Origin of the sequence: Paenibacillus sp. UASWS1643 (assembly GCF_008693195.1) — a bacterium.
Lineage (GTDB): Bacteria > Bacillota > Bacilli > Paenibacillales > Paenibacillaceae > Paenibacillus > Paenibacillus amylolyticus_B.
In genome coordinates this window covers 537,288-560,730 of the sequence record NZ_VXKZ01000115.1, presented here as the reverse complement: position 1 = coordinate 560,730, position 23,443 = coordinate 537,288, and the positions used below count along the sequence as shown (strand labels likewise).

7 protein-coding genes and 1 pseudogene are annotated in these 23,443 nt (G+C 47.8%); 7 read left to right on the top strand and 1 reads right to left on the bottom strand.

Annotated features, from left to right (window positions below):
- The first annotated feature begins 2 nt into the window (after window positions 1–2).
- Window positions 3–6,350, top strand: a complete 6,348-nt coding sequence (locus FE296_RS26990) for an S-layer homology domain-containing protein (RefSeq protein ID WP_150367035.1) — start codon at window positions 3–5, stop codon at window positions 6,348–6,350.
- Between the two features lie 385 nt (window positions 6,351–6,735).
- Window positions 6,736–8,718: a glycoside hydrolase family 127 protein gene (locus tag FE296_RS26985; protein ID WP_150367034.1), complete on the top strand. Its 1,983-nt coding sequence runs from the start codon at window positions 6,736–6,738 to the stop codon at window positions 8,716–8,718.
- A gap of 264 nt (window positions 8,719–8,982) precedes the next feature.
- Here the strand turns inward: FE296_RS26985 and FE296_RS26980 are convergent, their stop codons facing one another.
- Window positions 8,983–9,942: a helix-turn-helix domain-containing protein gene (locus FE296_RS26980; protein WP_223869048.1), complete on the bottom strand. Its 960-nt coding sequence runs from the start codon at window positions 9,940–9,942 to the stop codon at window positions 8,983–8,985.
- Window positions 9,943–10,063: 121 nt separating this feature from the next.
- Between FE296_RS26980 and FE296_RS26975 the strand changes: the two are divergent.
- The 5 genes and pseudogenes from FE296_RS26975 (at window position 10,064) to FE296_RS26955 (ending at window position 23,441) form a co-directional block, all read left to right on the top strand.
- A pseudogene (locus FE296_RS26975) lies at window positions 10,064–11,375 on the top strand (ABC transporter substrate-binding protein).
- Window positions 11,376–11,501: 126 nt separating this feature from the next.
- On the top strand, window positions 11,502–12,374 hold the full coding sequence (locus FE296_RS26970; protein WP_124114981.1) for a carbohydrate ABC transporter permease: 873 nt from the start codon (window positions 11,502–11,504) through the stop codon (window positions 12,372–12,374).
- 3 nt (window positions 12,375–12,377) lie between these two features.
- Window positions 12,378–13,232, top strand: coding sequence for a carbohydrate ABC transporter permease (locus tag FE296_RS26965; RefSeq protein WP_276314415.1), 855 nt, complete (start codon window positions 12,378–12,380; stop codon window positions 13,230–13,232).
- A gap of 249 nt (window positions 13,233–13,481) precedes the next feature.
- Complete coding sequence (locus FE296_RS26960; protein WP_190945579.1) at window positions 13,482–20,798, top strand: DUF5695 domain-containing protein; 7,317 nt, start codon at window positions 13,482–13,484, stop codon at window positions 20,796–20,798.
- A 396-nt stretch (window positions 20,799–21,194) separates the two neighbouring features.
- Window positions 21,195–23,441 (top strand): glycoside hydrolase family 3 C-terminal domain-containing protein, encoded by a 2,247-nt coding sequence (locus FE296_RS26955; protein ID WP_150367032.1) that lies wholly within the window; start codon window positions 21,195–21,197, stop codon window positions 23,439–23,441.
- Window positions 23,442–23,443: the final 2 nt, after the last annotated feature.

Genomic DNA, 23,443 nt, shown 5'->3' with positions numbered 1-23,443 from the left:
CAATGGCGAAAAAGAAGAGGAAATGGGCAACAAAAATGTGGGTGGCCGCTTTGGCCACCGCCGTAACTTTGAATACAGGCATCATACCTGCATCGGCGAACTATACGACGGACTTTGTTCATGAAGGCGTAGGTACCGATTATGGCGATGCAACGTGGAAGAACAATCAGATCGTAAGCGAGCCCGTGGATTTCAGTCAGGAAACTGTCGGTCAAATGATGAAAGCAATCGAAGATTTTGATTTTGACCAGTTTGCTGCAGATCATGCCGACTTGCCATGGCTCGATAAGTTGCTGGTTAACGAGGGTGTCATCCCAGACGATAACAACGATGATGGCAGCGCCAACACCCTTTTCAGCCGGGGGAGCGCGCTGTACATGAAAACGCAGGATAACCGGCAGCTCGGTTTTGTCGGGACGGTACATTATGCGGATACCCTCAACAAGGATACGATGTACAACATAACTCTATCTACGGGAGCCGTAGCGGAAGACAAGGCTGCTCGTAAAAACTACCCTAGCCATGCTGACCAAACATACAAGAGTGGCGGTTTGGACATCAGTCAGCGTAAATTCATTACCTCCTCTAACAGTGCTGTTACTTTACTGAAGTTAACCAATAACGGTAATGCGCCAATTACGTTAACGATGACAGTCAAATCTCCATTTGTAACGGAAACCGAGGGAGATGAATTGATCGGTAAACGGGTGGCTGCTCCAATCATGGTTGGACGCGCCGGAGAAGAGTATGTTGAAGCGATGTCCCATGTAGACGTGCATCTCAGCGGAGATGGCATGACGCCTGTTGGCAATGATTTGGTCAAAGAAATTACGGTCCCTGCAGGTACCTCGGTGGATGAAAAAGTGGTCATGGGGTGGTTGGCGGAAGAAATCCCGGCCTCGAAAACACAGTACGCTGAATTTAAAGCAAGTAATAATGAAAAGGCTTTCAGTGACCAAGTGAAGGAATACAACGAATGGTGGGCACAAAATATCCCCTACATCGATATTCCTGACGAAAATGTGAAGAAGGTTCTATATTATCGCTGGTGGTCCAATCGCTTCAACTTGCTGGAAGCAAACATTCCCGGAAACGACTGGCAATTCCCGATGAACATGGAAGGGGTGCTGGGTTACAACAACGGCATCACAGTAAGTGTTCCGTGGGTGTTGCAAGATTTGAAGTGGCTGCGAGATCCATCTTATGCATACGGGACTTGGCTGGCCCAAGGCGAATATTCTGAAAACGCCAACTACAAAAACAATCCGGGAAGACCGAATATCTGGACATGGGATATGATGCAAAACACCTCGCAAGTCGGTTGGGAAGCGTACAAGATTTATGGTGGCGGAGAAAAGGTATTGAAAAAATTCGCTGATTTCTCGGCAAGCGATGTGACGGGTACACTGAATCATTTCCGGGGAACCAATCCTGATTTGGTTTATTACAATCACGGACCAATTACCGGCAATGATGGAGACACGGTGTCCATGCACTGGAAAGGAAATGGAAACTATGCGCGTTTGGACGGTTCTTCCACAGCTTATGCAAACGCAGTTGCCACGCAGCAAATGTACGAACAACTCGGGGATGACGCAAACGCGAAACACATGAAAGAGGTTGCGCAGCGCATTCGGAACGCCATTCTGAACAACATGTGGTACGACGAAGCGGATTTTGACGGTGATGGCGAAGCTGATACGAATGGCGAAGGCAGCTTTTTGCACAAAAAAGTCATCAACCAACAAGACGTATTCAATCCATGGCGTGACAACAATATGTTTGTGTTTAACTTCGGTGTAGTGCCGAAAGAAGGGGAGGCAGGATATGAATCCAAATACTTGACCCAGTTATCCGATTATGGTGATCCAAACTATTATCCGATTTTCCCATTCTTTACGGCAGATCAGCACAGTATCATGAAACGTGTGGAAGCATTCCGGAATGGAGAGACCAGCGCGTTCGGAACGGATCAGTTCGCTTGGTGCAACTTTGGAAATTACATCAATACAATTCGTGCTTCCTTACGTCATTATCCGGTGGAGAATATCAACACCGACACCTACAAAACATTGTTTGACTGGGGCGCTTGGTTACATACAGTTGAACCAGGCAATACCGATCACCTGGATTCCAATGAGTTTTTCTGGCTTGAGGATTATTTCTTTGGTACGCCTTGGACACCGCAAAATCCGCCAAACCCAAGTGGCAAAATGGTTCGTGCCTGGATTCACCACGATACGCTGGGCATGATGAATTATTCCGTCATGGAAGATATGGCAGGCCTTCAGCCAAGAGCGGACGATAAAATCGAGCTATGGCCACTTGATATCCAATATGACCATTTCGCCGTGGACAATGTGCGTTATCATGATGCCAATCTGTCCATTGTGTGGCAGGACCCGGCCAAGTACAGCGATAGCAATCCATATTACAAGGATATCCCCGTCGGATACTCATTGTTCATCAATGGCGAACGTGTCATGACGACGGATGAAATGTCACATATCATTTTTGATACAGCTACGGGCAAGGTGGAAAAACCGGACGGAGACGTGCCAGGGGCGGTTGGAGACAACACAAACACCAACGTTATTTATGAAATTGGCAACGCTGTCAATCTTGCTTCTGCAGACGATACTTCACTGGGAGGCAATGAAAAAACAGTTGATATGTTCAATAAAGCTGGAGTTGATGTGGAGCATAACGGCGTAAATCTGGCAACTTCATCTGGTACTACGGTTGAATCCAGCTATATCCATAGCAATTCCAATGTGAACAGACTGGCAGACGGTTCTACGATTGCATCCATTAACCATACCTCGAATACTGCGTTGTTCGGCGGCTCGCCGAACCCATCTGATTCAGTTACGTTTCAATTTGATGGAGCCCAAACGGTGGATAATGTAAAAGTTTACTTTTATAACGACCGGCGGCCAAACGGCTATGCAGCTCCACAAACGTTTGGTGTGGAATACTTGGATGCGGACGGCACCACATGGAAGCCTGTAGAAGGGCAATTCCGTTATCCGAATTATGTGGCCGCGAATTACAATAATGTTGAATTTAATGCGGTGAACACAAAGGCTATCCGAGTCCATTTTACGCATGCATCGGGCTATTCAACAGGAATTAAGGAAATTCAAATCTACAATAATGACCTGAACGTTACGCCTTCGGAGAATCTTGCACCAAAAGTGCAACTAGACCTGCCGGTGAACGTGGAGCAAGGAGCTCCATTGAAGTTGGCGCCAGTAATTACAGATGATGGTCTGCCAAGCGGGCGTTTGACGTATGCATGGAATCTAGTATCAGGCGACGCTGGTGCAGTGCAGGCAGAGGCACTGGATCACGCGACATTGAATGTGACATTTGACGCGGTAGGCGAATACGTCTACGAGCTGAGCATTAGTGATGGAGAAGAAGTCACGAATGTAGAAGTACCCATCACGGTATACGTAGCTACAGCCGAATTGTCTAATGTCATTGCCAAGTTTGCAGACCGGGTATCGCCGCAGGGCAAACTTCTCCGCAATGCCGATGATTTCACGCCGGAGTCGTGGCAGGCATTGCAAACCGTGTTGATTGAAGCCAAGGACCTGCTTGCGCGAGATGATTATTCGCTGGATGAAGTGCAGTCCATGACGAATCGAGTGCGCCTTGCTGAAGAGAGTCTTCGTTATCGTAATGCTGCTCTGTTGGCTACACCAAAAGCCTCCTACACATCAGCATGGGAATCTTTGACATCGGTGAATGACGGGTATATTCCTTTAGTCCCTGGGAGCATGGGTAGCCCAGAGATCGAAACGCAGTATGGAAACTGGGGATCGCCTAACCAGAGTCATTGGGTGGAGTATACATGGAAAACGCCTGTGACCCTGTCTGGCAGTTCAATGTACTTTTATGATGATGGAGGCGGCGTACAGGTTCCTGCCGATTACGACTTTGAGTATTGGGATCAGGAGGCGGGCGAGTATGTGGCGGTTAGCGGACTTAGTGAGAAGAAAATGGAAAAGGCCAAATTCAACCAAGTCACCTTTAATGAAGTCACGACCGACAAATTACGTTTAACGATGGAAAACCAAAGCAGTTCGGTGTATACCGGTTTAAAAGAATGGCGGGCTATATCGGCCAAACCTGACGGGGAAGAACCACCTCAAACGGACCATGGAGCGATAACAGCCATTGAGCCAGCATCAGTTAATACGATCATCAACGTCATGCCTGAGTTGCCTTCACAAGTCACGGTGACCTATGAAGACAAAACGAAAGGGCTGGCTAATGTCGTGTGGGATGAGATTCCCGAAAATAAGCTATCCATCGCAACTGATTTTGTTGTCCTTGGCAGTGTGGAAGGAACAGATCTAAGAGCAAGCCTTCGTATTTATGTCAAATACGATAAGTCCCGTCTGAAAGCGGCAATTGATGCTGCATCAGATCCTTCCGTGAACGAAGAGAACTACAGTGGCACACCGGAACAATGGCAAACGTTGCAAGCAGCTTTGCAGATGGCTAGTGACGTATATAATAATGACGCTTCAACCGAAGGAGATATCGATGCGGCATACAAAACGTTGCTTGAAGCTTTTGAAGCTCTTGAGCCCGTAGAAGAACACAATGTAACTATTATTGGTATTAACATTCCGGGCGGTTCTGTGGATCAATTGGCCAAGGAAATTGTTATTCCTGAAACGACAACGCTGGAGGAACTTACAACGGGCTTAAACGTTCCCGCAAGTGTGACATTTGCGGTTTACGAATCTGATGGGTTGACGCCAGCTATTGATTTGAAGACAGGGTACAAAGTGACGTTAACAGGTTCTGATCAAATCACGACGAAGACGTACACTGTCCTGAAGGTTACAGAAAATCCGCCAGTGAATACAGCTGTTCTTCAAGCAAAGCTGAATGAAGCAAGGGCATTGAAGCAAGAACGCTACACGGCGGAAAGCTGGCAGGACTTAACGGAAAAGATCTCCACTGCCGAACAATTGTTGACGAGCGGATCCGCTTCACAGGCTGACATTGATGCTGCGGTTATTGTGCTGGATTCTGCTATTGCGGAATTAAAACTGTTGCCAACACCTACACCGACTCCAAGCCCATCACCATCGGCTCCAATACCAGTTCCAGTTCCAGCGCCAGCTCCTACGCCTACGGATCCGAAAGAGCTTACGTCAGTTACCGTGAGCCAAGGCAGAATCGAAGTAAAGGCAGCTGCCACCGGCAAAGATGGTAAGGTCAAAGTTCAGGTCACAGACAGCGATATTAAAGCAGCGCTGGAAGATATGAAGGACGGGAAGTTAACCATTGTCATCCAAAAGGATTCGGAAATACAACAAGTCGAAGCCTTGCTTCCGTGGAAGACGCTTAGTACTACGAAGTCTTTAACCAGTGTAAAAATTGAAATGGGATCAACCGTGTTGACGATACCTCATCAATTCCTAACTGCGATTAGGGACATCACTAATCTGGGAGTGGTCTTTGAAGCCGTCGAACCAAGCCAGTTACCAGAACAAGCTGGAAAACTTCTTGAAGCTGACTTGGTCAGCAACATCACGGTGGATGCAGATGGGAAAAGTATTTCTTCTAAAGAACTACATGGAAAAGGACTTAGACTAGCCATGCCTTATCAGTTGAAGGAAGGGATAAAAGGGCATCAGGTTGTGGCCTTCACACTGAACGATACCGGAGTGGCCCAAGCTATTGTCGGCGGTAAATATGATGAATCCACAAAAATGTTTGAGTTTAACATGGAGAAGAACGGCATGTTCGGAGTACTTGGCGTAAACGCTGCCTTTAAGGACTTGATCAATGTGAACTGGGCTGTGGAAGGTATTGAAGCACTTGCAGCAAGAGGAGCTATTGAGGGAACGGGAGCTGGAGAATTTAATCCAACATCTCAAGTAACCCGTGCAGAATTCCTCAAAACGTTGATGAACTCATTCGATCTGTTGGATGAATCAGCAAAACCATCATTTAGTGATGTCAAAGAAGAGAGCTGGTATAGCACACCAATCGCAAGTGCGCATAAGCTGGGCATTGTCAAAGGCAAAGCAAATGGCACTTTTGGTCCCAATGAACCCATCACCCGTGAGGAAATGGCTGTAATGATTTATCGGCTTGCAGGTAATTTAGATGTTACATTATCAACCGAAGAGGAGGATGGTTCTGCAAAGTTTGTTGATTTGGAGAATCTTTCTTCTGAATCCTCATCAGCAGTAGAGGCTGTTCGCCAGGGTGGTTTAATTACAGGCATGCCGGATGGCCGCTTTATCCCTAATGGCCAGACCACACGTGCGCAAGCGGTGACGGTTATTTACCGATTGCTTACAAACGTAGAAAAGTAGAATCAGGACAACTCCAAAATCAACATGTGACAAAAATAATGGTTGCCCAACATATTTTTGAGGGGCAACCATTATTTACTCTATTCATCATAAGAATAGGGAGTAGTTGTACTGACCAGTTTGTTCCACACATTATGAATGATCATTGTAATCGGGATACAGAACTACTCAGCGAGGTATATGGTACGGGTGGTCTTGTTCTACCAGACCAAACTGTTGAAGAGACGAAGGCTGTGGGGAACGAAGCCCGAATAAGAACAAATGTAGCAAGGACGGCGGTCGTGAAAGGTTGTAATCATGTAAATTTCAGTTGGAAATGATGATTTTGCCCTGATGTAATGATTTGTAAAATAAGGATATTAAAATAGAACAAGGAGAGGTTCCCATGACAAAACCAGATGTACCACACCATCCATATCCAGTGTATAGCCATACAATCAATGATCCATTCTGGTCACATTATATCGAATTGGTCCGCAACGTCGTTGTTCCCTATCAATGGGAGGCGCTCAATGATCGTATCGAAGGAGCTGAACCAAGCCGGGCCATTCGGAATTTCCGCATCGCTGCAGGGGAAGAAGAGGGCGTTCATTATGGGATGGTATTTCAGGACAGCGATGTTGCGAAATGGATTGAGGCAGCTTCGTACCTGCTATCCGCGAAGCCCGATCCGGAACTGGAAGTCCTCGTGGATTCCGTTGTTGAAACCATTGCACGGGCACAGCAACACGATGGTTACCTCAACACATACTTTACCTTGCGTGAACCTGGGGCGCGCTGGACGAACCTCGCCGAATGTCATGAACTCTATTGTGCAGGACATATGATTGAGGCTGGTGTGGCGTATTATCATGCCACAGGCAAGCGCATGCTGCTGGATGTGGTTATCCGTCTGGCGGACCATATAGGCACCGTGTTTGGTACAGAGCCTGGACAATTGCCTGGTTATGATGGGCATCAGGAGATTGAACTTGCACTCTTCAAGCTGTATGAGACGACAAAGGAAGAGAAGTATCTCGAACTGAGCCGTTATTTTCTGGATCAGCGGGGAGCGAGACCGCATTTTTTTGTAGAGGAATGGGAACATAGGGGCCGTACCCTACATTTTGGCGAGTTGGATATGGTTCACCGGCACACCTACTCCCAGTCCCATCTCCCAATTAGGGAGCAGTCGACAGCAGATGGCCATGCAGTTCGACTGGTGTACATGTGTGCGGCTATGGCAGATGTAGCTGCTGAGACGGGGGATACATCGCTGAAAGAAGCCTGTGAACGGTTATGGAGTAACACCGTGAGTAAGCGAATGTACATTACGGGAAGCATTGGTTCATCAGCCAAAGAAGAAGCTTTTACAGGAGATTATGATCTGCCCGGAGATACGGCCTACGCAGAGACTTGTGCCTCGATTGGACTAATATTTTGGGCGAAGCGCATGCTTCAGATGAAGCAGGATAGTCGGTACGCAGATGTTATGGAGCGGGCCCTGTACAATACGGTGATTAGTGGAATGTCCCTGGATGGTCAACGCTTCTTCTATGTGAATCCGCTTGAAGTCGATCCGGAGATTCAACGTGTGAATCCTAATTATGCCCACGTGCGAACACGCCGGCAAGGGTGGTTTGGCTGTGCCTGCTGTCCGCCGAACATTGCACGATTACTTGCCTCATTGGATCAATATGTGTATACCCCAGTTGAGGAACAAGCTACGTTATATGTGCAATTGTACATCGGCGGAGAAGGGGAATTCACACTAAAGGGCAGGAGAGCAGCGCTAACCATGGCCTCTGACTATACCTCCACCGGAGAAGTGAAGCTGATCGTTCGACCCGATTCCTCGGAGGGAATGCAGTTTACGATAGCTCTGAGAAAGCCGGACTGGTGCGAGAATCCCGAGCTGTGGATTAATGGGGAGAAGACGGAACAGAATGGGTTTACTTTTGAGTGCGGTTACATGAAGGTGACCCGTACGTGGAAAGCTGGTGATGAGATCAGGCTTCGCTTCCCTATGGAGTTGCTGCGGATGAAAGGGCACGATCAGATCAGAGCCACTTTCGGAAAAGTAGCCATACAGCGGGGACCGTTTATGTACTGTCTCGAAGAAGTCGACAATGGCCGTGGATTGCATCGCATTCAACTGCCCCGGGACGCTGAGTTTCATATCGTTAGCGGGGATCAAATGCCTCTTGGGGTGCCGGCACTTACAACCATTGGGCACCGAGTGGTATCTCATGAAGACTGGGGGACACATCTGTATCGCAGTGATGTCCACTGGGATGCCCAACCTGCCGAGCTTTGCTTTATTCCCTATTTCACTTGGGCCAATCGGGATGAAGGAGCAATGAGCGTTTGGATTCGGGAGTGCGAATAAGGGAGTGTCTTACCAGGAGAGAAAGTGGTGAGCGAAAGTAGACGGTACGATTACCGTTCAAGGAACAGTGGAACTGAACGAGTAAAATGCTGTTGCCACAACGGATGATTACCCATCCTACGGAACAAGAACCAAAAGGAGGGCTAAAGCTTGGGCTGAAAAGCGCTTCTTCAAAAAGGTAGACAAAGAGAGAAAGCGTCCAATATATCCGGGATGCGTTGTAAGATAACGCGATCTCTGGTAAGCGGACGCTTTTTTTATTTTTCAGGGTATCAGTTCTGGACGAGCCGGTTTATTTTCAATGTTGGTAAACTTGCTGCGGAAGTTGGAAGGAGAGATGCCCTCTTTTTTGGAGAAACAGGAAGAGAAGTAGGATACATGATTGAAGCCGATCTCTTCGGCGATGCGAGCAACGGACCAGGCGGTTTGCAGCAGCATCTTTTTGGCCTGCTCGATTCTGTAATGCAGCAGATATTCCATGGGCGTCATCCCATACACTTTCAGCATGCTACGTGCCAGATAGTTTGGATGGTAATTGAGTTCCTTCTGCAGCAAGGGATTAGAGATCGGCAGAGGGTAATTGTGGCGAATGTAGAGTTCAATTTTCTCGGCAATCCGGATGGCGGCAACATCGGACAGTGAGGAAAGCCCAAGGTCCAGATGCTGCATAAACTGCTGGAATGTCGCCTGTCGTTTCCAGTTGCGCATGGATTGAGGCTCCTGATCAAGCTGAGAGAAATGCTCCAGCAGCTCCATGTCTTTGGTTGTAATGTGCATATGTTTCGGGATGAAGATGGAACAGACATCACAGTGGTTCAGATACGCGCTTACCTTATGTGTCTCGATTAGTTCGGCCTGATTGGCAAGGCATTCGTCCATGGTCGCAGACTCTCTCCAGCTGCCATAGGTTTGAAAATGAATCCAGATCATTTCCGTTTCCGTCTCACAGGCTGCGCTGCCGTAATGGTGTCCATCCGGCTTAAGGATCAGCGCTTCTCCTTGCTTCAAAAGCCATTTCGTCCCGTTTTCACTAATGGCGAGTGAACCGCGAGTAACAACAATCAGGTCAAAGACACCGATGTCCCTGCGGCTGATGTGATATTCACCTTCTTCGTAATAAGCACGTCCGCAATCAATAAAATAGGGAATGGGCGGGGTGATGAAATGAAGGATGGGCGAGTCCAATCCGGCACCTCCGAACAGGTTGAAATATTTAAAATTCATGTTGGCATAGAGCATTTATTTTTCATAATACAGCAAGTAACATATAAAATAAAGCGCTTACGAATTTTGGCTTATTATTCTTAAACAGATTCAGATTACAACCTTGGAAAGGGGATTGCACATGAAGAAAATGCAGGTATGGTTAGGGGTATGTCTTCTTGTAATAGTGATGTCTCTGAGTGGTTGCAGTACAACAAAGGAAGCATCAGGAGGGACATCTGGAGGGGGAGAAAACACAGGAGCGACCCACTTGGTCTTCTGGACTTTTGTGGATGCCCATCAGAAGTTTTATGAGAGCATGGCTGAGCAGTGGAATCAAGACCATCCTGAACGACAGATTGCACTCGAAGCAACCACGATTCCATATGACGATATGCATACCAAGCTGTTGCTTGCCTTGCAATCCGGTGTGGGCGCACCGGATCTGGTTGATATCGAGCAAAGCAAGTTCCCCAATTTTATGAAAGGTGTACCGCAGCTGGTCGACCTGACGGACATGATTCAGCCCGAAATGAATAACATTGTGCAATCCCGGGTGGAGATCTACAGCAAGGAAGGCAAATACTACGGCATTGATTATCATGTGGGGGCAACCGTCATGTATTACAACCGGGACATTCTGGATCAAGCGGGTGTTAACGCAGATGAGATCAAGACATGGAGCGATTTCGAGCAGGCAGGGAAGCAGGTGCTTGAGAAGACAGGCAAACCGATGATCACATTTGAAGGTAACGGGAACTGGTCCTGGTGGCCAGCCATCAGTCAGCAGAAGTCGGATCAGGTGGATGCCGATGGCAACGTAACGGTGAATGCCCCCATCAATATTGAAACGATGAAGTTCTTTCAGAAAATGGTTCAAGAAGGTGTTGCTGCTGTCGCGCCCGGTGCTGGACATGACACGGAAGAATACTTCGGATACATGGATAAGGGGAATGCAGCAGCAGTGTTTATGCCGTTCTGGTTCATGAACCGGTTCACCGACCACATTCCCGATCTCAAGGGCAAAATGATCATTCGTCCACTGCCGGCTTGGGAAGAGGGCGGTAATCGTTCCGCAGGCATGGGGGGGGACTGCCACGTCCATTACCAACCAGTCCGCTTCAATTGAACTCGCCGAGCAATTTCTCGCTTATGCCAAACTGTCCAAAGAGGGTAACATTCAGATCTGGAAGCAGCTTGGATTTGACCCGATTCGCACAGACGTATGGACAGATGCAGCCATGAAGGAGTCAAACAAATACACGGATTATTTCGGAGATGATATTTTCGACACCCTGCTCGGGGTGAAGGATGAGATTGCTCCAGTCCACATTCGGGAGAAGTCACCTGAGGTGTTCGATGCGGTGCGTAATAAAGCGATGCCAGAGATTTTCATTAATCTGAAGGATCCTGAACAAGTGCTTAATGACGTGCAGGCTGAATTGACTCGGTGAATGGTGTGGTCGGATCGTTTTTGATATAGAGTATATAGCTTATTCCAGGTTGGAGGTTGGTCCACCGTGCAGTTGCATAAGGAAACAGCGGCTTCCGTACGCGCTAGCAGGCGCAGAAGCATCAGAATGAACTCAAGAACATGGGCTCCGTATTGGTTTGTGTTACCGTTTATCTTGTCATTTCTCATTTTCTTCGCTTATCCCTTATTTCGGGCTGGAATGATGAGCTTTCAGCAGGTTCTCCCTGGAGATGTTCGGTTTGTGGGGCTTGAGCATTACAGCAAACTCTGGAACGCCGACTTTCGGGCCGCACTGTGGAATAGCACACGTTACACCTTCTGGACGCTGCTGCTGTTGGTTCCGGTACCCATGATGCTTGCCGTATTTCTTAATTCGAGTCGCATGATGGCGCGCAATCTCTTTCGCTCAGCCTTGTTTATTCCTGCACTGACTTCGGTAGTTGTAGCAGGAGTTGTATTCCGGCTCATCTTCGGAGAACTCGACGGGGCACTGATGAATTCCATTCTGAGTGTTTTTGGCATTCCAAGGCAGCAGTGGTTGTACAGTTCGTCCCTCGCAATGGTTGCACTGGTCGTGCTCGCAGGCTGGCGCTGGATGGGCATTAACATGCTGTACTTTCTCTCCGCACTGCAGAGCATTCCCAAGGATCTGTATGAGGCCGCAGATATCGATGGTGCTGGAGTGATGAGGAAATTCACGAGTATTACGGTGCCCATGCTTAAGCCAATTACAATCTATGTGATTACGATTACGCTGTATGGAGGGTATTCGATGTTCACGGAGAGCTACATGCTGTGGGCAGGCAAACCCTCTCCGCAAAATATCGGACTGACGATGGTAGGTTATATCTATCAACAGGGATTCCAATATTTTAATCTCGGGTTCGGTGCAGCCATTGGCATCACATTACTGGTCATCACGCTTCTGATCAGCATGCTTCAGCTGACCGTGCTGGGCATGTTCAGGAAGGAGGATTAGTACTTGGGGACACGAAAAAATAAAATTAATGCTGCTTCGCTGCTGTTACTGGTGTTGTTCGCGAGTTTGGCTGTTTTGATGTTATTTCCGCTCTATGCACTGATGCTTGCTTCACTGAAACCTGCTGCCGAACTGTTCCGGTACGGCCTCAACGTTCGATGGGACTGGGCCTTAATGAGCCTGGACAATTATAAGACGATCTTCGCCGGATCGGGAGCAGCAGGTCACTACTTTACATGGTACAAAAACAGTCTGGTCATTACAGCGATGTTCACGGTACTGAGCCTGTTGTTTTCGTCCATGGTCGGTTACGGACTCGGCGTGTACCGCTTCAGAGGACAGAGTCTGATCTTCACCTTCGTGCTGGTTGTGATGATGATTCCAATGGAAATTATTATCCTGCCTCTGTATGAACTGACGATTAAACTGAAGCTGATTAATACGGTGTGGGGCGTTATTCTGCCTTTTGTGGTGGCCCCTTTGCCAATCTTTTTCTTCAGGCAATTTGCTCAGGGGTTGCCCAAGGATTTTATGGACGCAGGCAGAATTGACGGCTGTACCGAGTTTGGCATCTTCTTCCGCATCATGGTGCCGCTGATGGCCCCGGCATTTGGCGCAATTGCCATCTTGCAGGCCATGAACAGCTGGAATAACTTTCTCTGGCCGCTCATTGTCCTACGGACAACGGAGCAGTTCACTCTGCCGATCGGGCTAGCTTCCTTCGTATCCCCGCTGGGCAATCATTATGAGGAACTGATCTCGGGAGCCGTGCTTGCCATCGTGCCCATCTTGATTCTGTTTCTTTTCTTTCAGCGCTTCTTTATCTCAGGTCTCACGGTTGGCGGGGTGAAAGGTTAATGCAAACTCCCTCTAGAGGAAATTGATGTGTGAATTATCAACATCTTGTTAACTTGGTACACATGGATCTTGAACGTTTTAAGGATTCGATGACATCTTAACAATTTATTTCGCGGTTCTATTTTAACAGAAAGCATGAACGTCATTTTCTATTGATCGGTCAAAGGTATTTCGTAGAAAGACTTTACTTACCGGTTTAAGAGAATTAAACCCCTAATGAATATGATCACATATATACAGGAGGTTATAATGACAATGATTTCGAAGAAGTGGAAGCCGCTTATGATCGCGCTGCTCCTGGCATTTCCAAGTCTGCCGTTGCAGGTTAGCGCTTTGCCTGAAGTCGCGGTGGCTGCAGTAAAGACCAGTATCTCCAATGCCAGCCTGTCGGCCAAAGTCGGCGATTTAGGTCAGATTGAGGAGCTCTATATCAACAACAATCCTGCCAATAAACAGGGGAAGCCAATCAATTTCGTCCTGCCTAACACTACATCACCGCAGAATGGTACACAGCACCAGTGGATGGGTGAAATAATCTTCTCTTACCGTACGGGTGCCAATGGACAATTCCCTGACAACAGGGACGACTTTGTAGAAGTTGATACCAATAAAACATTGGCTGCGGGGGGATCTACACAAGTTTCGACCATTAATCCGGATAACCCCTATATGAACAAGACCGCATCAGCAGACGGCAAGAAGGTAGAAGTCAACTTTATTGGACAGAACCTAAATTCTACAGACCAGCGGGTAATGAAGGGCTTTGATGTGAAATCCGTTTTTGATATGGAGACCGATGACGGTTCACTGCTTTGGGAAATTACGCTGAAGAACAAGAGCAATCAGTATATCGAATTCGGGGATATCGGCTTGCCGATGCCTTGGAACAACAAATACCAGACCTTATCCGATACCTATGATGACCGTGTGACGGTGCATAATTTCGCAGGTGCTGATAGTGGATATTCATATGCCATCCGTACCAGTGGTGAGGGGAACTTCATGCTCTTCACCCCAGTGCCGGAAAGCGGAGCTCGGATCGAGTATGTAGATTATTGGATGCATGAAGCAGGAGAGCGGCGTGCTGCAGATACCTTTAAGAACTGGACAGGGGACAGTGGCGGTTGGTATCCGGGACTGAACGTGCTCTATATCCACTCCAAAGAAATCCAGAAAACGGGACGCGGATACTTTACTGATACTTCCAGCCTCGTCCTAGGACCGGATGAGTCCAAGACATATAAGTTCAAATTCTCAGCAGTCCGTGGAGGTGACAATACGCCGCAGGAAAGCGCCCAAAGCCCAAATAATAGTTCAACTTCGATGGAGGATCGCGAAGCCAATCTCCGGTCCATCCTATATAAATCAGGCATGATTGATGCCGTAGCGCTGCCGGGCTTCCAGACTGCGATCAATATGCCTGTAAAGCTAGACCTGCACTATGATGACAGTATTGTTGATGTACAGTCCATCGACATTCAAAATGTGGAAGAGAATGATCCGTTTGACGAAGCGCATATTCCGGATATCAAGCCTGGAAAGAGCAGGAAGGAAATGGTTGACAACTCGCGGGCCGGACGTGGACTGCCTGACGGGAACCCTGGCTACAATGAGTCGGTTGAGTTTGTGGAGACCAAGATCGTAAATGGTGAACAGCATCATATCTATTCGCTTCAGTTTGATTCGATCGGCAATAACAGCGTGCGTATCGAATATAAGCTGAAGGAAGGCAACGAATGGGTGGATAAATTCACTCAATATGAATTCAATGTTCTAGCCGAGCTGGATGCAATCTCGGATGCCCATTCCGATTTCATGGTCCAGAAAACACAGGATAAAAACCCGGAAAGTCCGACTTACGGTAACTATTTCGACTGGTATCTTTCAAGCGGCATGGATCTCAACACAAGCCATTGGGGAGATGACTGGAGCCATGATAACATCAACTTCATGACGATGAAGAACTATCTGGCACCCAACCGTGATGAAATTCGCTCAATCGAGACATACCTGATCGACTTCATGTGGGAACGATATATGAAGAATACTCAGGACAGCTATATCGTTGCAAACTGGCTGAAAGATTCTGGAGCGTACACCGACAAAGATAAACCTTATACACGTACCTTCTCCGAAATCATGGAAGCTACCGGATTTTTCAACATGTACCGGATTCAAAAGGCGTATCCCAATCTGATCGAGTACCGTGAATCGCCTCAGTATTATCTGGAAAAAGCATATAACATCTACGATAAGCGCGTTTCCACCGAAGCCATCGGATTCTATGGTGAGCAGCAGATCCCGGATATGATTGAAGCTCTGAAGGAAGAGGGAATGCAGACCGAGTCGGCCAATCTACAGAAGAAGTTCGCCTTCGACAAAGGACGGAATATGACTAGGGCCTCTTATCCTTACGGCTCGGAATTTGAATATGATAACACTGGTGAAGAAGGAGCCTATGCAGCAGCGAAGGCGCTGCGCACTTACTATCCTACAGACACGCTTGCAGGCGCAGCTGAGAAAAGTATGGAAATGGCTGACTGGAAAACACGCGCCATGCGCGGGATTCAACCTACCTGGTTCCATTATTCAGTGCCCGTCTTCCGCGGTGGTGAAGGCTGGTGGAATTTTCAATATACTGCGTCTTTAGCAGGATATATTATGGATGACTGGCTCCGATATGAGAATGACGGCAGATCGATGGAGCAGACCGCAATTGCACAGCAGCGCAATTATGCGGGGAAGATTTCGAACTTCAACGCCATCAATATGGGTCAGATTTCGGCGAATTCAGTTGGCAGCACCTCTTGGAGATATTCGATGTATAAAGGAGGCACGGGCACTAAGGACGTATACGATGGTGGCTCACGCGTCATGAGTAACGGCTGGAATGATTTTTCGGGCGAATCGGAAGAAGGCCTCTATGGTTCCCTTCTCAGCATCAGCTCTGATATTGTTACAGATCCGATATTCGGGCTGTTCGGATATGGCGCGCTGGTCACTGACGAAGGAAACAGCTATAACATTATGCCAAAAGACGGTTTCGGCAAGCGGATCAATCTGATCGACGAGAAAATCTATTTGGAGCTGGAAAGCGATAAAATAGAAAGCGCGAAAATTCAAAAAGATGGTAAGGGTTTTACTCTCCAGCTCCTAAATCCCTCAGGGAAAGAGCATACTTCACGGATTTTGTTCGATGGAGTGGGGATGGAGAATGGCTACTATACCATGAAGCTGAATGGTGCAGCTTCCGGACAGTTCTATGTTCAGAACAATGAAGGCGTTGCCATGTTTCAGATGGGCAGCGTGCAGCGTGCCGAATTGACCATTGAAAGATCGGCCAGCGGTGAAAATGAAGCTCCCCACATTACTGTAGAGGTGGCGACACAACATCCACAAGCGTTGATTCCATTGATGCTGAATGGGATTGTGACCGATGATGGCGCTCCAGAAGGCACTCTGTCCTATCAATGGGAAGTGGTCAGCGCCCCGGAAGGTGGCAAGTTAATCTTTAATCATCCGAAAGCAAGTATTACACAGGCTACGGGTACCAAAGAAGGCTCCTATACCGTTAAGCTTAGCGCAAGTGATGGACAACTGACTGGCTCCAGCCAGATAATCTTCGAACTGGCTTCACCGCCGGATAAACAGCCTCCAGCAATTGGCCAAGTGACTGCTGTTCAGGATGTTGCCAATAACAGTATCGTGGTATTGTCCGGGGAAGCCATTCCTGACCCTGTGCATAGCGAGGCAGAAGAATCCCAGTTGAAGTACTCTTGGGCCGTCAAGCAAAAGCCTGAAGGTTCAGCGGACATTTCATTTGTGGATGGTGACAAAGCAGCGGCCTATGCACGTGTAGACAAGGCAGGCACCTACATGTTTACCTTCAGTGCGGCAGACGGAGACAAGAAGGCCAGCAAGGATGTAACGATCGAGATCAAGGAAGATACCGTTGATGCTTACCGTGCACTCAGCGTAGTGACCAAGAAGGATATTGAACCAGAACTCCCCAGACAAATCTATATTCTGTCAGAGGACGGGTATCTAGAACAGGAAATCACTTGGGATGCTATTGATCCCAGCAGTTATGCTAGTGCAGGCCAATTTGAAGCCAGAGGTAACGTCGATGGCAGTGTTTTGGAGGTTTGGGCTACCGTACATGTCGTGAATTCTGAGCTGCAAAATGCGGCGCTGACAGCCAAGGCCTCCGCTAGCTTCTCTGGTGGCGACGGATATCCCGAAGCGATGAATAACGGCTTTGAACCTAAGAGCTCGGCAGATTTCTCGCCGAACCGCGGGGCCACCAACAGTGCATGGCATAACTGGGGGAGAGAAGGAGATCCGGCATGGGTGACATATGAATGGGATCAGCCATTCCTGGCCGCTTCCATGGATGTATATGTATTTCAGGACAACGGCGGGAACTTCCGACCGAAAGATATGCAACTTATGCTCCGCGGCGAAGATGGGAAATGGTACACCCCGCGGGCCATAAAGGGACTGGGCAATGAACTGAATAAATACAATACAACTACCTTTGAGCCCGCATTTATTACAGGTGTCCGTATTGACATGAAGCCTTCGGTTAATGGCAGCGGTATTCTGGAATGGAAGGTAAACGGCTATACCGGCGCGGTTGATAAGTCAGAATTGATCAAGGTCTATAACTATGTAAATACATTAAATGCTTCGAACTTTGCAGATCCTGGCCTTGCGCCAATTGAAGCGGCAAAGACAGAAGCTTCTGCTGTAATCAAGAATATGAATGCCACAGTTGGAGAAATTACCCTGGCGCTAGAGAAGCTGCTGACGGATTTGCGTCTGCTCAATCCGAGAGACGGCAATATGGCCTTCCTCGCAAATGCTTCTTCCAGCTACACTTCCCCTTGGGAGAATCTGGCGGCAGTGAATGACGGAAAGAAGGATGGCAACAACATTGCGCATTGGGGAACCTGGGGCCATGAAGGCGCAGAGGAGTGGGTGCAATATGAATGGCCGCAGGGTGTCTCCATCCGGAGTTCGAATCTGGTGCTATGGTCAGATGCCGGCGGGATTAAGCCGCCTACCCAAATTGTATATTCCTATATTCCGGCGGATAGCGCAACTGATGAATGGGTAACAGCGGGAACGGTTACGGAGGGAATCAAAGTGGTTGATCATTCTCCGACGGAATCTTCCAATCCGTACACATTTGATCTAGTACTTGAGGTCAAGGCAGTGCGAGTAACCCTGACCAAGCAATCGCGGGCAGGAGATAACGGTGTAGGCCTATGGGAATGGGAAGTTCACCAGGCCATATCCAGTCCTGATCGTGAGGCTCCAGTAACACCGGCCGGTGTGGCACCGTCCTTTCCTGATGGAGATGATGGCAAACTGACCGGTGTGACAAGTGAAATGGAGTATAAGAAGGAAGGCGAAGAAGACTATACTGCAATTGCAGGCACTGAGGTTACGGGCCTCACCGCCGGTAAATATTATGTCCGGTATATGAAGACTGATTCGCTGAGCGCCAGCCTGGATAAGGAAGTCGTTATATCAGAAGGGCAGACACAGGAGCAGGCTGCACCCGATGCGAGTGGGTGGGTAATCTCACACGCCAATTCGGATACCGAGATAAAAGGCCAAATTGAGGGTTTGAATGATACGATGGAATACCGGAAGCTGGGCGAGGAGGACTACATGCCTGTTACAGGTTCAAGTATCAACGATCTGGAGCCTGGCAGCTATCAGATCCGGTATGCAGCCACAGACAGCCTAAAGGCAAGTCCGTCGGTAACCGTGGACATTCGCAATGAAGCCAAGGTAGACAGAGAGGCACCAACAGCGGAAGGACTCGTCATTACACCGCCTACAGCGGCAGGAGGGAATGATGGCAGAATTGAAAATGTGACTGTCGATATGGAGTACCGAAAGGCGGATCAAGGTGGTTACATGCCGGTTAGTGGAACCAGCATTGAAGGCCTAGAGGCAGGCAGCTACGAGCTCCGGTACGCCGGAACGGATTTGAGCAATCCAAGTCTTGCTATCCTGATCGTTGTGCCTGACGGAACCAAGCAGGAGCAGGATCCGCCGTCCAGTGCAGAGGTCAATACTGTAAATGTCAGTGCAGCCGGGGCCAAGGATGGTAAGATCATTGGTGTAAATCCTTCAATTGAATACCGGCAAGAGGGAGGAAACGCTGGCAGCTGGAATGCAATCACAGGCACGGAGGTTACAGGTCTTGGCAACGGAATCTACGAAGTGAGATATAAAGAAACGGCAACTCATTATGCGAGCCAATCCCTTACAGTCGTCATCAGCAATCCGGTCATAAATCCAGAACCGACGAAACCACCTGTTTCAACGGATGCACCAGTGTCAGTCCAAGCACCTTCACCGATTCCTGAAAACATAAAAGTCGAAGGTAATTTGATTAAGATTGCGGCACCAAAGGCAGATACCAAAACCGGTATAGCTAAAGGAGCACCCATCCGGCAGGAAGACCTTAATAAGGCTCTGAAGCATGCAAAGGCTGACAGCAACAATGTCAAAACGCTCATGGTAGAAATACCGAAAACGGAGGGAGCCAATTCCTATGCAGTTGAGCTACCCGCAGCTGCACTAACCGCAGATCATGGCAACATCAAGATAGAGATTAATACGGAATTGGGTACCATCACCGTACCTTCTAATATGTTGAAGGATGCATCAGGTGCCAAGAGTGTGGAACTAACACTGGGCCGGCTAGATACTGCAAAGCTTCATTCAGAAGTAAAATCCGTGACAGCCAACAGACCTGTTATTGCATTAACTGTCCAATTAGATGGAGTGAAAATGGTAGCCCTGAATGCACCGGTTGAAATCAGACTGCCTTATTCACCTGGTGTTGAAGAGCTGGCCAATTCCAAATACCTTACAGTTGCGTACGTGGCTGCAAATAGTACATTTGTTCAGCGACTGAATGGCAAATACGACAGTGCTCTACAAGCCATGGTTTTTCCAGCGGCAAACACAGGTCAATATGCCGTTGTTTATACGAAGAAGTTCTTCAATGATGTCATCAAGGATTCGTGGTACGCACCAGCGGTTGAAACCATGGCGTCCAAAGGATTCATCGACGGGACATCAGCAACAAGCTTTAGTCCTGGCCAAAAGGTCACAAGAGGTGAGTATCTAGCTTGGTTGGTAAGGACACTGGATCTCAAAGCAGAGTTCAACACCACCTTCGGTGATATGAAGCAAACAGACCTCTATTATGAGGAAATCGGAATCGCCAAAGCACTCGGGCTCGCCCTGGGCACGAACGGCAGCTTCTATCCGGAAACGGAAATTGCCAGGCAAGATTTGGCTGTGCTGACCATGCGGGCTTTGCGGGCAGTGGGCAAATCCGAGCAGACCCGCACAGCTGAGGATCTCAAGAGATTCACAGATGCGGCAAATGTAGCAAAGTACGCAGTTGATGACATGGCTGCAATGGTTAAAATGGGTTTCATAAACGGGCGAAGCAGTGTCACCTTGAGTCCCGACGGAACGACAATCAGAGCAGAAGCTGCTCAGGTTCTGTATAAGATTTTCTTGCAGTTATAAAAAAAGAACCAACCTTGATCCTGTTTTCATGCACTGAAGTGCACCCCTTAGAATAGACATTGGAAAAACCCCTGGGTTTAACCGATGAAATTCTAGGGGGTGCATTTTTGTATGGCTATGAAGGGACAAAAGGTTAAAACGTATGGGGATTCATGATCCGGGACAAATGAAGAGATGGATGCGAAAATATCGGGAACAAGGTGCGTTCGGCTGATGGATCAGCAAGGTCGACGAAAAGAATAAGAAATAGTGTGTGCACTTACGTCGTTCACACATCATAAATAACATATCATTTTTCCAAAAAGGAAACCATTTTACCATATATTTAGAGTCATTTCATCTACTCTTATGAAGTAACCGATCTCATTATTTATGTTTACCAACGGAGGAGAGCGAATGAATCCTAATTTGAAAGAAATGATCAGTCAAATGACATTGGAAGAAAAAGCAGAACTCTGCTCAGGTAAAGATTTCTGGAACACCATATCCATCGACCGCCTGGGGATTCCCTCTATTATGATGACAGATGGCCCTCACGGACTTAGAAAACAAGAGGGGAGCGCGGACCACTTAGGCTTAAACAGAAGTGTACCGGCTACCTGCTTCCCATCTGGAAGTGGAGTTGCTTCATCGTGGAATCGTGAACTTGCCCATACGATGGGGAAATCAATCGGACAAGAAGCAGCGGCAGCGGATATTTCCATTGTTTTGGGGCCTGGTGTGAATATTAAGCGTTCCCCGCTGTGCGGCCGAAATTTTGAATATTTTTCTGAAGATCCTTATTTATCGGGAACTTTGGCAGCTAGCTATATTCAAGGCGTACAAAGCCAAGGCGTGGGTACTTCCATCAAACATTTTGCTGTAAACAACCAGGAATATAAGCGAATGTCTGTCGATGCGGTGGTCGATGAACGGACCTTGCGGGAAATTTATCTGGCTAGCTTTGAGTATGCAGTGAAAGAGGGAGAGCCATGGACTGTCATGGCCGCTTATAACAGGGTAAATGGTGACTTTTGTTCCGAAAACAGCCGGTTACTGACTGAAATTCTCCGGGAAGAATGGGGATTTGCAGGCGTAGTGGTGTCGGATTGGGGGGCTGTCAATGAACGGGATCAGGGACTAGCTGCCGGTCTGGACCTTGAGATGCCTTCCAGCAACGGAATAGGATGCAAGAAAATGATTGAAGCTGTTCAATCGGGAAAGCTGAGCGAAGAGGTGCTGGATCAGTCTGTTGAGAGATTGTTGTCACTTGTATTCAGAGCTATAGATAGCCAGCAGAAGTCCGTATCGGTTGATGTAGAGGCACAGCACCAGTTGGCCAGAAAGATTGCAAGTGAATGCATGGTCCTGCTTAAGAATGAGGAGAGCATTCTACCTCTAAACAGAGAAGATTCCATTGCAGTTATCGGAGCATTCGCGCAGAACCCGCGCTACCAGGGTGGCGGTAGTTCACACATTATGCCGACGAAGCTGGATAATATCTATGAAGAAATCCTTAAAACAGCCACTGACAGTGCAAGCATCTTCTATGCGGCCGGTTACACGTTAGACGAAGATGTTGTAAACGAAGAAATGATTCAAGAAGCAGTAGCTACCGCAAAGAATGCACAGGTTGCTGTGCTTTTTGTGGGACTGCCTGAACGTTATGAGTCCGAAGGTTTCGACCGGAAACACCTTCAATTGCCGGAAAGTCACAGAACTTTAATTGAAGCGGTCGCGGAGGTTCAAGAGAATATTGTTGTTGTATTGAGCAACGGAGGCCCTATTGAAATGCCTTGGCTGAATAAAGTTAAGGCTGTATTGGAGGCATACCTTGGAGGACAGGCTTTGGGCGGTGCAATCGTTGATATTCTCTTTGGAAGTGTAAATCCAAGCGGAAAACTGGCTGAGACATTCCCTAAAAAACTGATTCACAATCCGTCGTACTTGAATTTCCCCGGAGACGGCGAGACTGCCGAATATCGAGAAGGTATTTTTACAGGTTACCGTCATTACGATACAAGAGATGTGGAGCCTTTGTTTCCATTTGGCTTCGGTTTGAGCTACACCCAATTTGAATATAGTAATCTACAGGTTAGTCATAAACAGATCAAAGATACCAGCAGTGTAACGGTTACAGCAAAAATTAAAAACACGGGTGAAAGAGCGGGCAAAGAGGCCGTTCAGTTATATGTACGTGATGTGGAATCAACGGTGCCACGTCCACTTCAGGAATTGAAGGGGTATACCAAAGTTTCACTTCAGCCTGGTGAAGAGACCACCGTACATTTTGAACTGGATAAAAGAGCCTTTGCTTACTACGATGTTAAGCTGAAAGACTGGCATGTGGAGACAGGTGAATTCGACATTATGGTCGGAAAATCTTCAAGAGAGATTGAACTCGTTGAAACGATCGAGGTAGAATCGAGCGTAATGATTACGAAACCAATTACCAGACATTCCACGTTCGGAGAGTTACTGCAACATCCCGTTGGAGCTGAAATCATGGATGCGATGGGGCAATATGACGGGAAGGAAGCAGGACTGGGTGAAGGAATGCAGGAATTAGTTATGGGTACCACATTGCACAATGCAGCACTTATGAGTGGCGGTCAGTTCACAGAAGAAACACTACAGACTATCTTATCCGCTGTTAACCGTTGAAT

Excerpts from the sequence above, each read along its gene's own strand:
- FE296_RS26990 (WP_150367035.1), top strand. The coding sequence starts at position 3 with ATGGCGAAAAAGAAGAGGAAATGGGCAACAAAAATGTGGGTGGCCGCT.
- FE296_RS26985 (WP_150367034.1), top strand. The coding sequence starts at position 6,736 with ATGACAAAACCAGATGTACCACACCATCCATATCCAGTGTATAGCCAT.
- FE296_RS26980 (WP_223869048.1), bottom strand. The coding sequence starts at position 9,942 with ATGAATTTTAAATATTTCAACCTGTTCGGAGGTGCCGGATTGGACTCG.
- FE296_RS26970 (WP_124114981.1), top strand. The coding sequence starts at position 11,502 with ATGAACTCAAGAACATGGGCTCCGTATTGGTTTGTGTTACCGTTTATC.
- FE296_RS26960 (WP_190945579.1), top strand. The coding sequence starts at position 13,482 with ATGACAATGATTTCGAAGAAGTGGAAGCCGCTTATGATCGCGCTGCTC.
- FE296_RS26955 (WP_150367032.1), top strand. The coding sequence starts at position 21,195 with ATGAATCCTAATTTGAAAGAAATGATCAGTCAAATGACATTGGAAGAA.